General features: G+C 60.7%; 20 protein-coding genes and 3 tRNA genes. 17 read left to right on the forward strand and 6 right to left on the reverse strand.

Translation table 11 applies throughout. The features are described from left to right. The 6 genes from HY36_RS09035 to HY36_RS09060 form a co-directional block, all read left to right on the forward strand. Positions 1-935 (forward strand): P-type conjugative transfer protein TrbL (locus HY36_RS09035; RefSeq protein ID WP_035551549.1); only part of this gene is annotated, 935 nt, incomplete at its 5' end. Positions 936-940: 5 nt separating this feature from the next. Next, complete coding sequence (trbF, locus tag HY36_RS09040; protein WP_035551551.1) at positions 941-1,639, forward strand: conjugal transfer protein TrbF; 699 nt, start codon at positions 941-943, stop codon at positions 1,637-1,639. Beyond that, positions 1,636-2,643 (forward strand): P-type conjugative transfer protein TrbG, encoded by a 1,008-nt coding sequence (trbG, locus tag HY36_RS09045; protein ID WP_035551554.1) that lies wholly within the window; start codon positions 1,636-1,638, stop codon positions 2,641-2,643. The genes trbF and trbG overlap by 4 nt, the downstream gene beginning before the upstream one ends. Further along, entirely contained in the window at positions 2,640-3,899 is a 1,260-nt protein-coding gene (locus HY36_RS09050; protein ID WP_035551557.1) for a TrbI/VirB10 family protein, read from the forward strand. Before trbG ends, HY36_RS09050 begins: the two co-directional genes overlap by 4 nt. Beyond that, on the forward strand, positions 3,896-4,135 hold the full coding sequence (locus tag HY36_RS09055) for a DUF2274 domain-containing protein (RefSeq protein ID WP_035551559.1): 240 nt from the start codon (positions 3,896-3,898) through the stop codon (positions 4,133-4,135). Before HY36_RS09050 ends, HY36_RS09055 begins: the two co-directional genes overlap by 4 nt. Beyond that, positions 4,135-4,446: a DUF736 domain-containing protein gene (locus tag HY36_RS09060; protein ID WP_035551562.1), complete on the forward strand. Its 312-nt coding sequence runs from the start codon at positions 4,135-4,137 to the stop codon at positions 4,444-4,446. The genes HY36_RS09055 and HY36_RS09060 overlap by 1 nt, the downstream gene beginning before the upstream one ends. Before the next feature lie 208 nt (positions 4,447-4,654). Here the strand turns inward: HY36_RS09060 and HY36_RS09065 are convergent, their stop codons facing one another. Both HY36_RS09065 and HY36_RS09070 read right to left on the reverse strand, forming a co-directional pair. After that, positions 4,655-5,926 (reverse strand): DUF6538 domain-containing protein, encoded by a 1,272-nt coding sequence (locus HY36_RS09065; protein ID WP_035551663.1) that lies wholly within the window; start codon positions 5,924-5,926, stop codon positions 4,655-4,657. Between the two features lie 136 nt (positions 5,927-6,062). Further along, a tRNA-Ser gene (locus tag HY36_RS09070) sits at positions 6,063-6,152 on the reverse strand. 184 nt (positions 6,153-6,336) lie between these two features. Here HY36_RS09070 and HY36_RS09075 point away from each other — a divergent pair. The 4 genes from HY36_RS09075 to obgE all read left to right on the forward strand — a co-directional run bounded on the left by HY36_RS09075 (position 6,337) and on the right by obgE (position 8,989). Continuing rightward, a complete protein-coding gene (locus tag HY36_RS09075; protein ID WP_035551565.1) occupies positions 6,337-6,984 on the forward strand; it encodes a 50S ribosomal protein L21 in 648 nt (215 codons plus the stop codon). Positions 6,985-7,023: 39 nt separating this feature from the next. Further along, positions 7,024-7,293 carry a 50S ribosomal protein L27 gene (gene rpmA / locus HY36_RS09080; RefSeq protein WP_027838753.1) on the forward strand — a complete coding sequence of 90 codons (270 nt, stop codon included), beginning with the start codon at positions 7,024-7,026 and terminating at the stop codon, positions 7,291-7,293. A gap of 125 nt (positions 7,294-7,418) precedes the next feature. Then, the gene (locus tag HY36_RS17800; protein ID WP_051602664.1) at positions 7,419-7,934 is read left to right on the forward strand and encodes a GNAT family N-acetyltransferase; all 516 of its coding nucleotides are present in this window, start codon (positions 7,419-7,421) and stop codon (positions 7,932-7,934) included. A gap of 17 nt (positions 7,935-7,951) precedes the next feature. Further along, positions 7,952-8,989, forward strand: a complete 1,038-nt coding sequence (obgE, locus tag HY36_RS09090) for a GTPase ObgE (RefSeq protein WP_035551571.1) — start codon at positions 7,952-7,954, stop codon at positions 8,987-8,989. On the opposite strand, the gene HY36_RS09095 is transcribed toward obgE, so the two are convergent. Beyond that, on the reverse strand, positions 8,986-9,219 hold the full coding sequence (locus tag HY36_RS09095; protein ID WP_035551574.1) for an MJ0042-type zinc finger domain-containing protein: 234 nt from the start codon (positions 9,217-9,219) through the stop codon (positions 8,986-8,988). The genes obgE and HY36_RS09095 overlap by 4 nt on opposite strands. 106 nt (positions 9,220-9,325) lie before the next feature. Between HY36_RS09095 and proB the strand changes: the two genes are divergently transcribed. The 3 genes from proB to HY36_RS09110 are packed head-to-tail and all read left to right on the forward strand — an operon-like array spanning position 9,326 to position 12,384. Next, the gene (gene proB, locus HY36_RS09100; protein WP_035551669.1) at positions 9,326-10,444 is read left to right on the forward strand and encodes a glutamate 5-kinase; all 1,119 of its coding nucleotides are present in this window, start codon (positions 9,326-9,328) and stop codon (positions 10,442-10,444) included. 6 nt (positions 10,445-10,450) lie between these two features. Further along, a complete protein-coding gene (locus tag HY36_RS09105; protein WP_035551577.1) occupies positions 10,451-10,918 on the forward strand; it encodes a GNAT family N-acetyltransferase in 468 nt (155 codons plus the stop codon). Then, positions 10,915-12,384, forward strand: coding sequence for a RimK family protein (locus tag HY36_RS09110; protein ID WP_035551579.1), 1,470 nt, complete (start codon positions 10,915-10,917; stop codon positions 12,382-12,384). The genes HY36_RS09105 and HY36_RS09110 overlap by 4 nt, the downstream gene beginning before the upstream one ends. 3 nt (positions 12,385-12,387) lie before the next feature. Here HY36_RS09110 and HY36_RS09115 read toward each other — a convergent pair whose 3' ends face one another. Beyond that, positions 12,388-14,211: a long-chain-acyl-CoA synthetase gene (locus tag HY36_RS09115; protein WP_051602665.1), complete on the reverse strand. Its 1,824-nt coding sequence runs from the start codon at positions 14,209-14,211 to the stop codon at positions 12,388-12,390. Between the two features lie 137 nt (positions 14,212-14,348). Between HY36_RS09115 and HY36_RS09120 the strand changes: the two genes are divergently transcribed. The 4 genes from HY36_RS09120 to HY36_RS09135 all read left to right on the forward strand — a co-directional run bounded on the left by HY36_RS09120 (position 14,349) and on the right by HY36_RS09135 (position 15,790). Then, entirely contained in the window at positions 14,349-15,224 is an 876-nt protein-coding gene (locus HY36_RS09120; RefSeq protein WP_035551583.1) for an acyl-CoA thioesterase, read from the forward strand. Positions 15,225-15,278: 54 nt separating this feature from the next. After that, a tRNA-Pro gene (locus tag HY36_RS09125) sits at positions 15,279-15,355 on the forward strand. 28 nt (positions 15,356-15,383) lie between these two features. Next, entirely contained in the window at positions 15,384-15,692 is a 309-nt protein-coding gene (locus HY36_RS09130; protein WP_035551586.1) for an ETC complex I subunit, read from the forward strand. 21 nt (positions 15,693-15,713) lie between these two features. Then, positions 15,714-15,790, forward strand: a tRNA-Arg gene (locus HY36_RS09135). A gap of 93 nt (positions 15,791-15,883) precedes the next feature. Here HY36_RS09135 and HY36_RS09140 read toward each other — a convergent pair. Together HY36_RS09140 and HY36_RS09145 are read right to left on the reverse strand one after the other, a co-directional pair. Continuing rightward, the gene (locus HY36_RS09140; protein WP_035551589.1) at positions 15,884-17,593 is read right to left on the reverse strand and encodes a class I adenylate-forming enzyme family protein; all 1,710 of its coding nucleotides are present in this window, start codon (positions 17,591-17,593) and stop codon (positions 15,884-15,886) included. Positions 17,594-17,695: 102 nt separating this feature from the next. Beyond that, on the reverse strand, positions 17,696-19,120 hold the full coding sequence (locus HY36_RS09145; protein ID WP_051602668.1) for a DUF1593 domain-containing protein: 1,425 nt from the start codon (positions 19,118-19,120) through the stop codon (positions 17,696-17,698). Positions 19,121-19,245 lie beyond the last annotated feature (125 nt).

Consider the following 19,245-nt stretch of genomic DNA (forward strand, 5'->3'; position numbering starts at 1 on the left):
TGCTGGGGCCGATCCGCTTCTTCCATAATTTTATCCTGATCGCGGTCATGCTGATTGCCTGGGCGATCATTCTCGTCGCCTTTTTCGTGCTGGCGGTTCAGCTCTTCGTTGCCATCCTTGAGTTCAAGCTGACGACGCTGGCAGGTTTCGTGCTCGTGCCCTTCGCGCTCTGGAACAAGACCTCGTTCCTGGCTGAACGCGTACTCGGCAATGTCGTCACTTCTGGCATCAAGCTGATGGTGCTCGCCATCGTGATCGGCATCGGCTCGACGCTCTTCACGTCGATCACCGAGGCCTTTGGCGGGCCGGGCGATGTGACACTCGCTGAAGTGATGGGCACGGTGCTCGCCTCGATTGTCTTTCTCTGGATGGGCGTGTTCGCGCCCGGCATTGCCTCTGGCCTCGTGACCGGCGCGCCGCAGCTTGGCGCCGGCTCAGTGGTCGGCACGACCGCGGCTGTTGGCGCAGGCACGGTACTGGCGACGACCGGTACGGTTGCGGCGGGACGCGCAACGCTCGGCGGCGTGTCCGGCGCTGTGAAGGCCGGCGCATCCACGACCGGCGGCGCCCGCACTTCCTACGATCTTGGCCGCATGGCGTCCGGTCACTCTGGATGGCGCGGGGCGGCAGCCGGCATGGCCGGCGTCGCGCAGGCTGGCGGCGATACGCTGCACCGGATGGCGGGACGGCCATTGGCCTCTGTCGGCGATGCCCATCGGCGCGGTAGCGAGGCGGCTTTTGCCGCAACGGGCGGAACCATGGCGGCAGCGTCTGGGGATGCGTCTGCGCCCGGCTCTGAAAAGCCGGCCTGGGCAAGGCGCCTTCGTACAGAGCAACGCCTTCAGCATGCCGGCGCCATCACACTTCATGCCCTGAAGGACGGTGATCGCGGCATGTCCGGCGACAATCCGAAACTCGAGGACAAAGAGGACTGACCCACATGGCCTTCTGGCGCAATTCACCCCATTACGGACTAAGCCCCCACCCCGAAACGCCATATCAGAAGGCGGGCCAGGTCTGGGACGAGCGGATTGGTTCGGCCCGCGTTCAGGCCAAGAACTGGCGGCTGATGGCACTGGGACTGCTCGGGCTTCTGGCGGCGTCCTCTGCTGCCCTTGTCTGGCGCAGCCTGCAGTCGACGGTCACCCCCTATGTGGTCGAGGTTGACGATACAGGGGCCGTCAAGGCGGTCGGGCCTGCGCTTGCGCGCTATGAGCCGACTGACGCGCAGATCGCGCATCACCTTGCAAACTTCATTTCCGATGTCCGCAGCCTGTCGATCGATCCGGTCATTGTCCGCCAGAACTGGCTCGCCGCCTATGACTATGTCACCGACAAGGCAGCGATCACACTCAGCGACTATGCCCGCGACAACGATCCCTTTGCCGAGATCGGACGGCGCTCGCGCAGTGTCGATGTGGTGAGTGTCGTGCGGGTGTCGGACGAGTCCTTCCAGGCCCGATGGCTCGAGAAGACTTATGAGAATGGCGCGCTCACCGGGGTCAAACGCTTCACCGGGCTTTTCACCATTGTGAACTCCCCGCCCCGCGATGCCGAAACGCTCCGCGCCAATCCTCTCGGCCTTTACATCCACAGCTTCAATTGGGGCGAAGACCTTGTCACAGGAGACACGAAATGATCCGCATAATGAGCCTTGCATCTGTCCTCGCCCTGACGACGGCCTGCGCGAGCGTGCCGCCCGAGCCCATTATCGAGGATACGCCCTTTGTCGAAGCGGCCTTCGTCGAAGACATGCCAGTGCGGCCTGTCGAGATTGTCGAGACGCCGACGGTCCTGCCGCTCCCAGGCCAAATGAAACCGGTCGACGGTACGAAACGCACAGTGACGCGGGTTTATACCTCGCCGACGGAGACCATCCGCAAGGGCACGACCGAGGCTCGGATCGAACCTTCCGTCGATGGCTATGTGAACGCGATCCAAATCTATCCCTATACAGAAGGCGCCCTCTACCGGCTCTATGCCGCGCCGGGTCAGGTCTCCGACATTGCGCTGCAACCGGGTGAGATTCTGGTCTCAGTGTCGGCCGGGGACACGGTTCGCTGGATAGTCGGCGACACGTCATCCGGCTCTGGCGACACAGGGCGGGCGCATGTGCTCGTCAAACCGGTCGCGGCGGGCCTTTCGACGAATCTCATGATCGCGACCGACCGGCGGACCTATCACCTCGAACTGGTAAGCGTGGAAGCAGCCTATATGGCCGCATTGTCCTGGCGCTATCCGGCCGATGAGCTCGCCGAACTCATCTTGCGCAACAAGGTGGCCTCCCGTCGCGAAGATGCCCTCATCGCTCCTGGGGTGGCTGTGGACCGGCTCGATTTCGATTATGTCATAGAGGGCGACACGCCGGCCTGGCGGCCCGTACGCGTGTTCGATGATGGCCGGCAGGTCTTCATCCAGATGCCGGCGGGTCTCGCGAGCATGGAAGCGCCGCCGCTATTTGTACTTGGCCCATCCGGCGATGCCGAGCTCGTCAATTATCGCCTGCGCGGCACTTACTACATCGTCGATCATCTCTTCCGGGCCGCCGAACTCCGGATCGGCGAGAAGGATCAGACCATTGTCCGGATCCGCAAAAGGGTGCGACGCTCCGGCCTCGCCAGCCTGTTCGGGGGCGAGGGATGAACGAGCCGGCCCCCTTTCCGAAACAGACGGACGAGTTGAAGCTCCGTGCCAGGCCCCGGCCTGTCACGCGGATCAACCGCAAGGTCCTGATGGCGGGCGCCTGTCTTGGCGTGCTGGGCCTGTTCGCCGCCGCCTCCATCGCGCTCGGTCCACCCAAGGCTGTCGATCCGGCAGACAGGCAGGAACTCTACAATACGGCGACCAAGCGCGCGCCGGACGGTCTGGCGGACCTGCCAAACTCCTATCTCAATTGGCAACCGGCTGGCGACACGCCGAAACTCGGGGCGCCCATGGCGGGTGATCTTGGCGGCACCATGGTGTCGGAAGAGGAAGAATGGGGTCTTGAGCCCGACTGGAATGTGGCGCCGTCTGATGATTTCCGGCCCTCGGCCGAGGATGAGGCCATCCGCGCGCAGAGGCTGGCGGATGCCAAACTCGCAGATGCAGCTGGCAAGGCGGGTGTCTTCTTCGATGTCGGTAACCGGCAGTCAATTGCTGGGTCGGTGTCTGCACCGGGCGGCCTCTCGAACACGCTTGGCTCGGAACGGCTGGCGCTGGCTGCCCAGAGCACAGGCGCGCCAGGTTTTGGGAACTCGCCGGACCAGAATCTTCAGGCGGAGAAGATCGCGTTCGCGGCGGAGAAGCGGGATGGCGACATCTACAACCCGCATGATGTCGAGACCCCGGTCTCACCCTATCAGGTGATGGCAGGTACACTGATCCCGGCCTCGCTTGTCACAGGGCTGAACTCCGATCTGCCCGGCAATGTCATCGCGCAGGTAACCCAGCCGGTCTATGACACGGTGAGCGGTGCGCATCTGCTCATCCCCCAGGGGGCGCGCCTGATCGGGCGCTACCAGTCCGACGTCTCGTTCGGTCAGGAACGCGCGCTGCTGGTCTGGGACCGGATCATCCTGCCGGATGGCAGCTCGCTACAGATTTCCGAACCGGCGGCCGATGCGCAGGGATATGCGGGCGTGTCTGACCGGACGGACCATCACTGGGACCGCGTGTTTGCTGCCGCAGGACTGGCGACCCTGCTCGGCATCGGGTCGGAACTCGGTTCCGATGCCGATGATATCGAGCGGGCGATCCGGCGCGGGTTCGGGGATAGCGTCTCCGAGGCCGGTCAGCGCGTCGTAGACCGAAACCTTGGCATTCAGCCGACGATCCGTATCCGGCCCGGCTGGCCCGTTCGGGTGATCGTGACGCGTGATCTGGTGCTATGGCCCTATTCCGAAGGAGGCCGGCCATGAGTCTTCGCATAGGACAACTTCCGGACAGGACGCCTGTGAAACTTAGCGTGTCCGTCGAGCCAGACCTCGCTTGCGCACTCGCCGATTATGCCGCGATCTATGCCGAAACCTATGGCGCGCAAGAGAAACCCGAAACCCTGGTACCCGTCATGCTGGAGATGTTCCTCAGTTCGGATGCCGGGTTCAAGCGGGCCCGCAAGGCCCTTCATGCCAGAGCCAGCAAAGGAGATACATGATGGCGACGATTGGCACATTCCGCCAGAAGGATGGCAAATGGACCGGAACGATCCGGACCATGACGATCAATGTGAAGGCCCAGATGGTCCCGGTGACCGACAAGGCAGAGGCCGGTCCGGACTACCGCATCTTCGCAGGAGGCGCAGAACTCGGCGCGGCCTGGCGCGAGGAGAGCAAGGATGGCGAGACGCCTTATCTCGCCGTCAAGCTTGACGATCCGGGATTCGACAAGCCCCTGCGGGCTGCGTTCTTTGAAAAGGAAGAAGATGGCAGCGGCGTGCTGGTCTGGAACCGGCAGAAACTGAACTGAGCCGGGAGCGGCAGCAGCGGATCAGGATTGGATATGATCGAACTGAACCGGATTGAACGGGCCATTCAGACGGTCGCGCTCCTGATCCAGGAAACAGGGGAGATGTATTGGCCCATCCTCGAACGCCTCGAGTTAGAGCGGGATCTGCGTCAGTCCCGCCAGATCCGGTTGTCCAATTATCTCGCATCGAGCCAGAAGACCTTGCCCCCTAGAGGGCGAGGTCTTTCACGACCCGGCCCAAATGTTCAAGGGACGCGCCCTTCCCATAGCGTTCGCGATCCAGGCGATGGCCGAACAGGTCCCGGCGGATACGGTCATCTACGCCAGCTGCGATCATGCGATCTTCGAACGCATGACGGATAGAATAGAAAGAATGCTCCGGTGTTTCCAGGAGGGCATTCTCTCTCAGGAATTTGTTGACGGCCCCAGACAGGGTGGCACTGCTGTTGCGGTAGCGCGGAAAACCATTCGGGAAGGCTCTGAATGCCTCCAGGGACACACCGGCCAGGGGGATGATCCTCCTGGAATAATGGGTCTTGAGCTGCCGGCCCGCCGGTTCGATCGAGACATGCGGCACGTCATGATCCAGCCGGATCGTGTCGGAGGTCAGAGCTGCACCTTCCGAGGGCCTGTATCCGGTATTGATCATGCCGAGCAGCAAGGCTCTGGCTTCCTCATTCAGGCCGTCCAGCGCATGCGGGGCCAGCAATTTCTCACGAATCCATTTTTTACTGAATGGTGGACGAGTCCGCTTCTCACCTTCCCGGAAGGACAATTCCCCGAGCGGCAGCGTAATCCCGAGCCGCTTCATCCTGTTCACCGTTTTCAGGATATCACCGAGATGGATCAGGTCCTTGTTTGCGGTATTGGGCGTAACCTCGCCTGCCTCGATCCGTTCGAGCCAGTGCTGCCTGAAATCCAGCATGTCATCGCGTGTGATGGCTGCAATCGGCTTGTTGCCGATCACGGACACGAAATTGCGCACTGCTTTGATACGGGGATTTCGCCAGCGCCTGATCTGGTCCTCACTCTTACCGATTACCTTTTCCCGGGCCAGGGACCAATAAAGGTCGAGCGCTGCTTCAAGCGTCGGCTCCGGCTTCTCGACACCTCCCAGCAAAGAGGCAGCCTCGACCGCATCCGGCACGTCGCCCCCACCTTGTATGGCTTCGATACGCTCAACCAGTTCTTCTAGCGGCAATTGCGAAACCCTGTCCGCCTGCAGATAGCGATATCCCCGCAGGCTGGCGAGTTCCTGAACAGCGGCATAGCGTTCGTCAGCATCGCTTGACCTGCCTGCCAGACGCGCCTCCCACGCCTCGATGAGCTGTTCCCAAGCATGGATTGCCTTGCTCTGCGCAAGGCTTTCGGAATCTGTATGCAGGCTGATCCAGACGGTGCGTCTTGTCTCAACGCCATGATACCGGCGGGGAACACGCCGACGCAGCTGGTAGGTCGTCCCACGCTTGAATACGGGCATGTCCGAATCCCTTTTGTGCAGCAAATTGTGCAGCAAAATGTGCAGCAAATCAAGATTCCCAGAAGCGCGGATATTCCGAAATACCGAATAGTTTCAGTATATTCAGGGATGTATCAGGATGTTGAGGGAGGCGGGCTGGCGGAGAGAGAGGGATTCGAACCCTCGGAACCCTTGCGAGTTCACTAGTTTTCGAGACTAGCCTATTCAACCACTCTAGCACCTCTCCGCGGAGCCCGTGGACGGCTGCCTGCACTATATAATATGCGCCTGTCATGCAAGCACCTGAAATCGCCTGAAGATGACATTTGACAGCGCGGCCTGATTGGTGTTTACCCCCCGCTTCGAGCGCGGATCCGGCAACGGCTTCGCGCGCAATTCATTTCGATTAGTATTCCGGAAGGACGAGACCCATGTTCGCGGTCATCAAAACAGGCGGCAAGCAATATAAAGTCGCGGAAGGCGATACGATCACCGTCGAAAAACTGGACGCCGAAGCCGGCAAGGACGTAACCTTTGACACCGTGCTCATGCTGGGCAATGGCGACGACGTAACTGTTGGCGCCCCGCTGGTAGACGGCGCAAGCGTGTTCGGTGAAGTCGAGGAGCAGACGCGCGGTGACAAGATCATCATCCGCAAGAAGCGTCAGCGCCAGACCTATCGCCGTACACAAGGCCACCGCCAGCACCTGACGGTCGTCAAGATCACCGGCATCAGCGCCGACGGCAAGAAGCCAGCCAAGAAAGCTGCAGCGAAGAAAGCGGCTCCAAAAGCTGAAGCGCCTGCTGCAGAAGCTGCTGCACCCGCCGCAAAGCCGGAAGTCGATTCCCGCGGCCGTATCGCCAATCTGGAAGGCAAGCCCGACAATCTGAAAAAGATTTCCGGCGTTGGCCCGGTTCTGGAGAAAAAGCTGCATGAAGCCGGCATCTACTTCTTCTGGCAGGTCGCTGCCTTGAAAGAAGACCAGATCGCTGATCTCGAAGAAGAGATGAGCTTCCCAGGCCGTATCACTCGCGACGAGTGGATCAAGCAGGCCGAAGAATTCGCCAAGGACGCATAAGGGCGCTATAAGCCCTTTATAGAGGATCAGGAGCAAACCATGGCTCATAAGAAATCAGGTGGTTCGTCCCGTAACGGCCGCGACTCAAACCCGAAGTATCTTGGCGTCAAGAAATTTGGCGGCGAGCACGTCATTCCGGGCAACATCATTGTGCGTCAGCGCGGCACCCAGAAATGGCCAGGCCGCGGCGTCGGCATGGGCCGTGACCACACCCTCTTTGCCCTTTCCGAAGGCAAGGTTGAGTTTACGCGCAAGGCGGGCGGCCGTCTCTACGTAAACATTGTGCCGGTCGCAGACGCAGCAGAATAGCGGCTGACAGCGCGGCCGCGGGAACGTGGCCGGATCGCTTCAGACGATCAGTTTCCAAGGGGAGGCAGGCCACTGCCTCCCCTTTGTTTTGTCTCCCCTGCAATTGCCCCGGAAGGGCACGCACCATGTGTGAATTGATTGAGACAGACAGACTGGTTTTACGGCGCATCACCCCAATGGATGCGCCGCGCATTACTGAGTGCATCGCCGACCCGCGCATCTATCGCATGGTCGCGAGCATCACACCGGATCAAAGCCTGGAGCGCACTCAGGAATGGATTGCGACACATGAGGCCGGGGCGGCGAACGACACAAACCACATCTTTGCCCTTCAGAAGGATCTTGAACTGGTGGGCGTGATCGGCGCGGACCGCCCGGGTGCGGGATTGGCATTTGATATCGGCTACTGGCTCGCCCCCACCGAATGGGGCAGCGGCCTGATGACCGAAGCCGCAAATGCCGTGAAGAATTGGCTGAAGGGGCGCGGCGAACGCGCGTTCACCTCAGGCCACTTTGCTGACAATCCCGCGTCAGGGCGCGTTCTGAAAAAGATCGGATTTCTCCCCTCCGGACGTGGTAGAGTGTTCAGTCTCGGTCGGGGCGAAGCTTCAGATCACATCAACATGTCCTACATTGATTGAAAGCTGGATAGTACGTCATGAAATTCCTCGATCAGGCCAAAGTCTTCATTCAGTCGGGCACCGGCGGGTCTGGCTGTGTCTCGTTTCGGCGCGAGAAGTATATTGAGTATGGCGGTCCGAATGGTGGCGATGGGGGCCGGGGTGGCGACGTCTGGGCGGAGGCCGTTGAAGGCCTGAACACGCTGATCGACTATCGCTACAAACAGCATTTCAAGGCGAAGCGCGGCGGCCACGGCATGGGCAAGGACCGCACCGGTGCTGGCGGCGATGATGTCGTGCTGAAACTGCCGGTCGGCACGCAAATCTTTGAAGAAGACCAGGAAACGCTGGTCGCAGACCTGACTGAAGTCGGCCAACGCGTCCTGCTGGCCGTCGGCGGCAATGGCGGCTGGGGCAATACGCGCTTCAAGACCTCCACGAACCAAGCCCCTCGCCGCGCCAATCCGGGCGAGCCGGGCGAAGAACGCTGGATCTGGCTGCGTCTGAAACTGATCGCCGATGCGGGCCTGCTGGGCCTGCCCAATGCCGGCAAATCCACCTTCCTCAGCGTTGTCACTGCAGCCACGCCGAAAATCGCAGACTATCCCTTCACCACCTTGAATCCCGGCCTCGGCGTTGTGGACCTCGGCCCCGGCAGCCGATTCGTCATGGCGGACATTCCCGGCCTCATCGAGGGGGCCGCAGATGGTGCCGGCCTGGGCCACCGCTTCCTCGGACATGTCGAGCGCTGCAAGGTGCTGCTGCACCTGATCGACTGCACGCAAGACGATGTGGCAGGCGCCTACACGACAATTCGCAACGAGTTGGAGGCCTACAGCCCCGAACTGGCCGAACGGCCTGAAGTCGTCGCGTTGAACAAGATTGACGCGCTGCTGCCGGAACAAGTCGACGAACAGGTTGCGCAGCTGAAAACCGTGTATGGCGGTGAGCCGCTGCGCATTTCAGGTGTCACGGGTGCAGGCGTGAAGAAGGCGCTGTCCGAAGTCTCGCGTCATCTGGGCATCATCGCCGCCGAGGAAGGCGAGGATGAGGATGCCGACTGGTCGCCGCTCTAGTGGTGATGGTGGTGCGGTTCGGTGTTGAAGCGCCCGCACTTGCCACACTTCACGACAACGCCGTGCGCATCATGATGGGCCACGTTGACCAGCAGCTTCGTCTTGCAAGAGCCGCAGCGATAGGTTTCGTCGCCACCGCCTTCACGCGCAGGCGATCCGGCCGTGTGCTCCAGCACTTCGGCGCCTTGTACCTGAGCCGGTGTCAGAAGGATCATGTCGAATTGGGGCATGGCGAAAACCTCTTCTTTTCATCTGTCGTGACGGCGAAAGCCGTTGATTGTCAACGACTTCATTTTCGCTTTCGGCATTTGTCGCAGCAGTGTATCGCTCCGCTTCATGACTGACACGCCCTTCTCTTCAGCCAAACGCATCGTGGTGAAAACCGGCTCGGCGCTCGTAGCGGAAAACGGAAAACCGCGCCATGAATGGCTTGAAAAGCTGGCGTCGGACATTGTCGCCCTGCGTCGCCGCGGGTTGCAGATCGTGCTCGTTTCGTCAGGCGCTGTCGCCCTGGGTCGCCAGAGTGTCGCCGGATCTGTCGCCAATCGTCTCGACCAGAAACAGGCCGCGGCCGCCATCGGCCAGCTTCGCCTCATGTCCGCCATCGCCACCGCGTTCGAGCCGCACGACGTGACCATCGGCCAGGCCCTGCTGACGCTCAGCGACACCGAGATCCGCCGCCGCTGGCTGAACGCGCGCGCGACGCTGGAGACGCTGCTGGAATCCGGGACGGTTCCGGTGATCAACGAGAATGACACGGTCGCGACGGATGAGATCCGATATGGCGACAATGATCGACTCGCCGCGCGCGTGGCACAGATGATGGGCGCGGATGTTCTGGTGCTGCTGTCCGACATAGACGGGCTCTACACCGCTGACCCGCGCAGCCACCCGGACGCGGCGCATATTCCTCATCTTGCCGAGCTGACGGCGGAGCATGATGCCATGGCGACGGGCGCGAATGCCGATGCCGGGGTGGGCTCCGGCGGCATGGCGACCAAGCTCGCCGCCGCGCGCATCGCTCATGCGGCGGGCTGCTCAACTCTCATCACACTCGGCAATCGGGACCATCCCCTGCTCTCGATTGAAGACGGCGCCCGCGCCACGCTGATTTCGGCGGCGACCACACCGGCAAGCGCACGTGCGGCCTGGCTGGCCGGGCACCTCACCCCTGAAGGCGCGATCACGCTGGACGAAGGCGCGGCCAAGGCCCTGCGCGGCGGGGCGAGCCTTCTGGCCGTGGGCATAACCGGCGTGACCGGCAATTTCGAACGTGGCGCAGCGGTGGCCTTGAAAGCGCCATCGGGCAAGATGGTTGGCAAGGGTGTCACCGCCTATGGCTCGGCCGAGATCGCCCGCGTCATTGGCCGCCAGAGCGATGAAGTCGAAGCAATCCTCGGCTATCGCGGACGCCCAGCCATTGTCCACCGGGACGACATGGTCCTGGTTCGCTAGACCGCCATGACACAGACTGTTCGCGCTGCCACACCGGAAGACGTCGCCGCGCTGACCGAGCTGGAGCTGGCGTTTCCAGAGGAAGACCGCTTCTCCCGGCGCACCTGGCAGAGGCTGTTGCGCGGGAATTCAGCCATCCTCGTATCCGACGGAGAAGCCGGGCTCGATGGCGCGCTTGTCCTCCTGTTCCGCAAGACCAGCCGCATTGCGCGAATCTACTCGATATCCGTCGCAGAAACTGCGCGTGGAACGGGCCTGTCCGACAAACTTCTGTCCGAAAGCGAAGCGATTTCAAGGCAGCGGGGCTGTGTTGCGATAAGGCTGGAAGTGCGCGAAACAAATTCGCGCGCAAAGCGTCTTTACGAACGCCATGATTATCGCGTAATGGCGCGCGCCGCAGGCTATTACCCGGACGGGGAGGCCGCACTTAGAATGGAGAAGCCGCTGGTCGGCCTCTCGAGAGAGGATCAATGACCGATTGGGTCGTACTCGTCGAATCCGCCAACGACATCTCGCAGGCTGAAACGCCTCACAAGGTGCTCAAGGTTGCAGACTATATCACCAAGCCCGCCCTGTTCAGCGGACGGCGGCCCTATATCCTGAACCTCTGCCGATCCTACGGCTATCAGTCAGAGGGCTATTACGCCTCCCTGCTCGCTGAAGCGCGCGGCCATCGGGTCAGCCCCAGCGTACAGACGATGGTAGAGCTGTCAGCCAAGGGCCTCTACAAACACGCCCTGCCCGATCTTGGCGAACGCCTGCGCGAAGCCATCTCGAAAGGCGCGCCAGAACAGGAAAGCCTGTTCGTCGCCTTCTCGAAGCCGGACACGCCCGGCTACGAACGCCTTGCCCGGGAAGTTTCGGACTGGTTCCGCGTGCCAGCGCTGGAGGTTGAGTTCGATCCGAAATCTCCCCACGGAATTGGCCGTGTCCGGATGGTGCCGCCCCACAAGCTGAAAGGTGCGCGCCGGGACTTTTTCCTTGAGGCAATGGGCACCTATACGAGCGGCCGGATCAGCGAACCGAAAACAAAGGCCCCGGCCAAATGGGCGTTGGCCGTGCTGGTGGACCCGCATGAGAAGACTGCCCCCTCGAAGCCTTCTTCCATCAAACGCCTGGCTGATGTTGCCGCGAAGATGGGTGTGGAGGTCGAAACAATCGAGCCATCCGACCTGACCAGCCTCGCCGAGTTCGACGCCCTGTTTATCCGGGCGACGACGCAGATCGACAACTACACCTACAAATTCGCACGCCGCGCCGAACAGGAAGGCATGCCCGTCATTGACGACACCCAATCCATGATCCGGTGCACGAACAAGGTGTTCCTCAAGGAAATTCTGGAGAAGGCGGGCCTGCCCATTCCGAGGACGGAAATCCTTGACGAGAAATCAGACCTGGCCGCCGTGTTCGAAAAGCTGGGCAACCCGGTTGTCCTGAAAACGCCGGATGGGTCGTTCGGCACGAATATGGTCAAGGCCCGTTCGCTTGAGGAACTGCGCGCCGGGGCGAAGCAGATGTTCAAGGAAACGGCACTGATCATCGCGCAGGAGTTCGTGCCAACCAAGTTCGACTGGCGCATCGGCGTGCTGAACGGCGAGCCGCTTTATGCGTGCCAGTACCGTATGGCGCGTGGGCACTGGCAGATCGTGAAGCACGGGCCCGATGGCAAGACGACCGAAGGCGGGTTCGCGACCTTCCCGGTCGAGGATGCCCCGCCCGAGGTGGTGGACGCCGCGGTGCGCGGGGCGCGCCTGATCGGCGACGGCCTGTATGGCGTGGATCTGAAGGAGACCGACAAGGGCGTCGTGATCATCGAGATCAACGACAACCCTTCGATCGATCATGATGTTGAGGGCGCCGTCCTGAAAGACGAACTCTGGCGACGGATCATATCCTGGTTCTCCACACGCCTGGAACAGCGCATGGGCCGGGTCACCTGATGTCTAGAAGCGGAACGCGCCAGATTTCAAGGAGTCGTAGCGATCCTGAGTGAACGGCACATATTGGCGACGCTCGGGATGGTACATCCAGATCGGATCATCGACGAGATCCGGGCTAAAGCCCTCCTTCATCAGTTCGACCTTGCGGAATTTCAGGGTGCCGGTGGTGTCTGCCTCGCGCTGGATGCGCAGGAATATCGGGATGGCATAGGCCGGCAGACTGTTTGACAGATTGTAGTGCAGGCTTTCGAAGTCTACATCCCCATTCAGCGTGATGGCGGCCATTCCTGCCTTGCCATCTGTACCGGGAATTTCGACGCCATAGACATTGGCGGTGGCGATCCCCTCCACGCGTGACAGGGCATTGCTGACTTCACTGGTAGAGACGTTCTCGCCTTTCCAGCGGAACGTGTCGCCTGTGCGGTCCACGAAATAGACGTAGCCGTCTTCGTCCTTGCGCATGAGGTCTCCCGTTCTGAACCAGCGGTCGCCCTGCTCGAACACGTTGCGCAGGATTTTCTTTTCGGTCGCCTTGGGGTCATGATAGCCGGCGAATTCGAATTCCTCGTCGGACATGCGGCCAAGCATCTCGCCCACTTCGTTCGCTGCCGCACGGATCACATATCCGTCTTCACCGCGAACGACATCTTCTTTCTCAAGGTCGTATTTCACGAACTCGACATGATCGAAGCGCGCCTTCAACCATTTGGGAATGCGGCCGACAGCACCGACCGTGCCGTCAATGCTCATGAGATTCACATTGCCATCTGTCGCGCCATAAAACTCGACCAGATTGGTAATGTTGAACCGCTCACGGAACTCCGTCCAGATTTCAGCGCGAAGGCCGTTGCCAAACCCCGTGCGCAGGCGATGCTGACGCTCCTTCGGATGAACCGGCTGGTTCAGAAGGTATCGGCAAAGCTCGCCAATATAGACAATCGAGGTTGCGCCCTCATCCACGACATCGTCCCAGAAAGCGGTCGCAGAGAACTTCCGACGCAGGATGACACTTGCACCCGTCATCAGCGCCTGACCAATACCGCACGCGCCGCCCGTCGCATGATAGAGCGGCAGCGTGATGTAAACGCGATCACGTGGCCCTGTGTAGCAAGGCGCAATAAAGGTCCGCATCATGATCTGCAGGCGGGAATTGGTGATTTTCGTCGCCTTGGGCAGGCCCGTTGTGCCTGATGTATATATGAAGAGGCAGTCATCCTTGCCGCGCAGATGCGCGCGCAGGTCACGTGATGGCCGCTCGGCCGACAGGCTTGGCAGCATGGCCGCGATGTCTTCGCCATGTTCCCCGCCCCAAGTCCAGACTTGTGGCGGGCCGTCCATCGTGGCGGAAGCTTCCGTGACCGCCTTGTCGCGAGTCGCCCCGGCAATGATGTGGCTTGCCTCGGAAATGGTCAGGCAATGGCGCAACGCGTCGCCATCCAGATGTGTGTTGATCAGGGCTGTGACCACGCCAACTTTTGCGAGGCCAACCCAGATCGCCACATAATCCGGGCAATTCTCCATGCAGAGCGCAACACGGTCACCCGCTTTCAGATTGTGCGCCAGCGCCCAGTGCGCGATGCGGTTCGCTTGCGCGTCGAACTCAGCATAGGTCGTCAGCCCGCCTTCAAACCGGAAGGCGACATTGGCCGCAAACTTGTCCGCACTAGTCTCGAAATCATCCGCAACCAGCTGCTCAGTCTCTGGCGTCACATCGCCAATCAACTTGTGCATGCGATACGCCATGCGCAGGAAATCCAGATCCCGCTTCATCTGGGAAAAGGAATCGTGGAACGGCACGGCGGTGCGGAGTGAGGCAGCATTAACCATAATAACTGGCAATACCCGAATGTGGTGAACATGTAGTGACCAGAAAGGTCAAAATTCGAATGGACGCGCGCACTTGCACAGTTTGCATCCATTCCTGCCTCTGCTAGCTCCATCCAACACAATCTGGAGACCCTCGCATGGCAGACCCCGTCGGAGACCTTCTGGCCCTTTTGGACATTGAACGCCTGGAACTGGACCTGTTCCGGGGCCAGAGCCCTGATGAGCGGGCCAGCCAGCGCGTATTCGGCGGTCAGGTGATCGCGCAGTCACTTGTCGCGGCCTATCGCACCGTTCCGGACGACCGCACCTGTCACTCGCTGCATGCCTATTTCATCCGGCCGGGCGATCCGACCGTGCCGATCATCTATCAGGTCGACCATTCGCGCGACGGTGGCAGCTTCACCACGCGGCGCGTCGTTGCGATCCAGCATGGCAAGCAGATCTTCAACATGGCCGCCAGCTTCCAGACCGACGAGGACAGCTGGGAACACCAGCACAAGATGCCGGACGTGGAAGGCCCGGAAGGACTGCCAGAGCTGCGCGAACGCCGCATGCAGATTCTCGACAAGGTGCCGGAGGCAATGCGCGAGGATTTCACCCGCGAACGCGATATCGAAATCCGCGATGTAGACCCGCTGGACCTGATTCATCCAGAAATCGCGGATGACCGCCATAATCTGTGGTTCCGCGTCAGCCGCCCCATTGATGTACCGCCTGCCCTGCACCACTGCCTGCTGGCCTATGCGTCTGACATGAGCCTGCTCAGCTCCAGCTATCGCCCGCACGGCATTACCTGGCTGAACCACAAGGAATTGATGTCTGCCAGCCTCGACCACGCCATGTGGCTGCATGCGCCGATCAAGTTCGATGAATGGCACCTCTACTCCATGGACAGCCCGTTCGCCGGTAAAGGCCGCGGACTGAACCGCGGAATGATCTATAATATGGCCGGAGACCTCGTCGCGAGTGTTGCACAAGAGGGTCTGGTGCGACGCTTGCGCACAAAAGACTGAATTCACAGCCGAAAGGGGCTTGCGCCATAGCGCGACCCCATTATTACGGGAGTCCGGAGCGTAGCGCAGCCTGGTAGCGCATCTGGTTTGGGACCAGAGGGTCGGAGGTTCGAATCCTCTCGCTCCGACCATTCACTTTCGCAGCGGTGAGGTCGATCAATGCAAGCGCGTATTTACAAGCCCGCCAAAAGCGCGATGACCTCAGGACGCGGCAAGACCAAGGCCTGGGTGCTGGAATTCGTGAAGAATGACGCGAAGCGCTCTGCCGACCCGGTCATGGGCTGGACCAGCATCGACGACACGTCTGGCCAGGTCCGCCTCTCCTTCGACACACAGGAACAGGCCATCGAATACGCCAAGAGCGAAGGCCTCACCTTCACCGTCACGCCCTCTGAGGAGCGGAAACGGCTTGTAAAGTCCTACAGCGCTAATTTCGACGCAAATCGCAAGCAGCCCTGGACACACTAGGGTGCCCGCCGGCGGCGTTCCGGCCCCGTAGCTCAGCTGGATAGAGCACCCGACTTCTAATCGGACGGTCGCAGGTTCGAATCCTGCCGGGGTCGCCATTGCGTTGCGATCTGGCTCAATACTTTCTCCAAAACGAGACAAGGCCCCCGAAATCGGGAGCCCTGTCGTGGTCTCTCAGTATCGTTCAGGCGTCAGCTCACCTGCGCGCTGTCGAGATCCTTGGTCAATTGTTCCTTCAGATCGCGCTTCACGAATTTGCCGCTGGCATTGCGTGGAAGTGCGGTGAGGAACCAGACATAACGCGGCACCTTGTGCTTCGCCATGATGCCGGCGCAATGTTCGCGCAGGGCGTCGGCGGAAACGTCTTCGCCCGGCTTCAGCACGATGGCCACGCCGACCTCTTCGCCCAGACGATCATCCGGCACACCGAACACGCTGCATTCAGCGACTGATGGATGGCGATAGACGGCGGCTTCCACCTCGGCGCAATACACATTCTCGCCACCACGCAGCACCATGTCTTTCTTCCGGTCGACGATAAAGATGAAGCCATCTTCGTCGATACGCGCAATGTCGCCTGTGTGCAGCCAGCCATCCGTAATGGATTCAGCAGTCGCCTCGGGACGATTGATATAGCCCTTGATGACGGAAGACCCCTTCACCCAAAGCTCGCCTACCTCGCCCTGAGGCAGGGTTTCGCCCAGCTCGTTGACGCATTTTGCCTCGAAGTTCGGCATGGCCGGGCCAGCACTGTCCGGCTTGTCGATGAAGAAGTCCGCCGACACCGATGTGATGATGCCGCAGGTTTCAGTCATGCCATAGCCGGTATTCGGGCGAGCCGTTTCAACCGAGGAATCAATCTTGTGGACCAGGTCCGGCGGCAATTGCGCGCCGCCGCCGCCAAGTGTCTGCAGGCTGGATGTATCCGTCGTGGCGAAGTCTGGATGGTTGATCAGTTCCCGCGCCATGATCGGCACGCCACTCATCGCCGTGACTTTCTCGGTCTCCACCAGTTTCAGCGCTTCACCGGCATCCCAGCGATACATCAGCACGATCTTTCCGCCCGCCGCCGTGATCAGATAGGCCGCGCAATTATTGGCCGTGACGTGGAACAGCGGCGTGGTGATCAGGCCCACCGGTACGGGTGCCTCTTCCGGTGGCGGTGGCATTTCGCCAGTCGCGCGAGCCGTGGCAAGCATGGTCGATGCTGCCGAGAACGCCATGTTCAGCAAATTGGAGACGCAGCCACGATGTGTCAGCTGCGCGCCTTTCGGGAACCCGGTCGTGCCGGACGTGTAAAAGATGCAGGCGTCGGAATCCGGGTCCACGGTCACTTGCGGCAGATCCCCACCATGCGCGAGCACGTCTGACCACTGGATCACAGGCGCAGGCGCGTCCGGCGCGCGAACGCCGACCACTTTCATCCGGTCCGTTACGCCATCGATGGACAGGGCGCGTTCCAGACGCTCTGAGTCCGCAAAAAGGACTTTGGGTTCGGAATCCTTCAGCGCGTAGTCCATTTCCTCTGGCGTCCACCAGGCATTCATGCCGACAACGACAACACCCGTCGCCACGCAGGCCCAGTAGAGCAACATCCATTCAGGATAATTGCGCATCGCAATCGCCACGCGGTCGCCCGGTTTCACGCCCTGCTCGGCCATCCACGCCGCGGCAGACGCCACATCGCGATGCGCGTCGGCGTAGGTCCAGCGCTCATCTTGGTAAACGAGGTAGTCCCGCTCAGGGAATTGCAGTGTCGACAGCCAGACTTCCCGCACACTGGGCGGAGCGTTCTTGTAGACGCGGAGCCGGTTGCCCAGAACCTCCGCCTCGACGATCTCGAATTCGCCGCCGGGGCCAGTCAGTTCTTCCCGTGCTTTCAGGAGTTCAGTGTAGTGCATGTTTCCTCCGGAATGTTTTGTCCGATCATACACATTGTCGTTGCGTCACAAAGACCGGACGCAAGGGCAAGATATGCCCAATTTACCTGAACTTTCCTCAGCTTAAGGCACGATTGTGACAATCACACGCGCATAGCGGGTGAGAGCGGGCGTGCCCTTGTCCGTCACCTTCACAATGAAGTGGGCTGTTTCCGTCTGCTCTACCTCCGGCAATTTGAACCAGACATCGAAATCATTCACCGCATGGCCCATGTCTATGGGCGCCTCCAGCGTGCCCGCCTCGGCATAGTTGAACCAATGATAGCTGAGGCTGTCGCCATCGGGATCATACGTGCCGAAGGCATCCAGACCGATGTGCTTGCCTGATTTTGCCGTCAGCCGCGCTTCATGGGCCAGTTTCACCACAGGCGGGTGGTTGGCGTCCTCATAATCGGAAATGGTCCAATCCATACGCGCCGCGAAGTCGCGCTGGAAATCACTCTTCCAGCGCAGCAGCGTAACCTTGTTGCCTTCATACGTCTCATCTGACGGGCCGATAGCACGGCCATCCTTTTGCGGCACCCAGGGCGTGTAGGTGTCGGTCGCATTCGTCCAGATCGGGCGCGGCTCAGGCTCCAGCGGCACACCGCCCGATCCGAGTTTTCCGGGGCCAACACCAATCTCATCCGCGCTCGGTGTATAAAGCTCATACCGGCCACCCCAGCCGCCCCAGTCCGGATGGTCCGGCACATTCAAGCCATTCGGGATCAGTGAGAGATAGGCCGGCGTATCGCCTTCCATGCCCCAGACAACATCAGGATAATGCGCGCCGAGCGGCCCGTGGTCCTGCTGGATGTTTTCGGCAATCCACTGGTTCGAGATGTGATCTTCAAAGCCGGGGAACGAACGGGTAATGGCTGTCCAGGTAGAGAGATCATACTTGCCGGGGCTGACAATGTAGAACAGGTCTGGAAACTCCCTGCGGATCCAGATGCCACTGTCATCCTGATCAGAGATTGTATAGACACGGAGCTTTGAAATCATCCGCGCAGCTTCTGCTTCTGAGCGCGTCTCGCGAATATCATGCAGCGCCTGCGCCAGCGTGTTGGCCCCGCCCCAGACGGAAATCCAAAGCGGTCGCGCATCTTCCTCTTCCAGCAGGCGGATAATCGCCTCTGACCCCTCGGTCGACTGGCCAGTCCCGACGCTCTCCATTCCGTAGCCGGGCTGGCCATTCATCACGAGACCTTGCAGCTCTGCCTCGGTTGGATAGTTCGGGGCATGCTGGCTCAGCGTGTCATAGACCTCGCCATACTTTCCCAGCGTGGCACGGATAGAGTCCGGGCGGAGATTTTCCTGCTTCCAGATGGAAGTCGTGGCGACCAGCGCCCTGATGTCGATTTCGTTGGCGTAGAGCAAGAGGCGGATCAGGGATTGCGTATCGTCCGGATCAGCTTCCATATCCGTCAGGATCACAACCCGGTGCTGTTCCAGCGCGGCCTCCGTCGGCGCTTCCAGCGGCGCGGCAGTCGGCAAAGCCTCTCCCATCGCGTTGCAGCCGCCGAGCGCCAAACCGGACGCAAGCCCTACCATTCCCGCCAGAATACGCTTCACCATGACAATCCTCCGCTATTTTATGATAGCGGTATCATTATCGGATGAAGCTCTCTTTG

Source organism: Hyphomonas atlantica corrig., assembly GCF_000682715.1.
Lineage (GTDB): Bacteria > Pseudomonadota > Alphaproteobacteria > Caulobacterales > Hyphomonadaceae > Hyphomonas > Hyphomonas atlantica.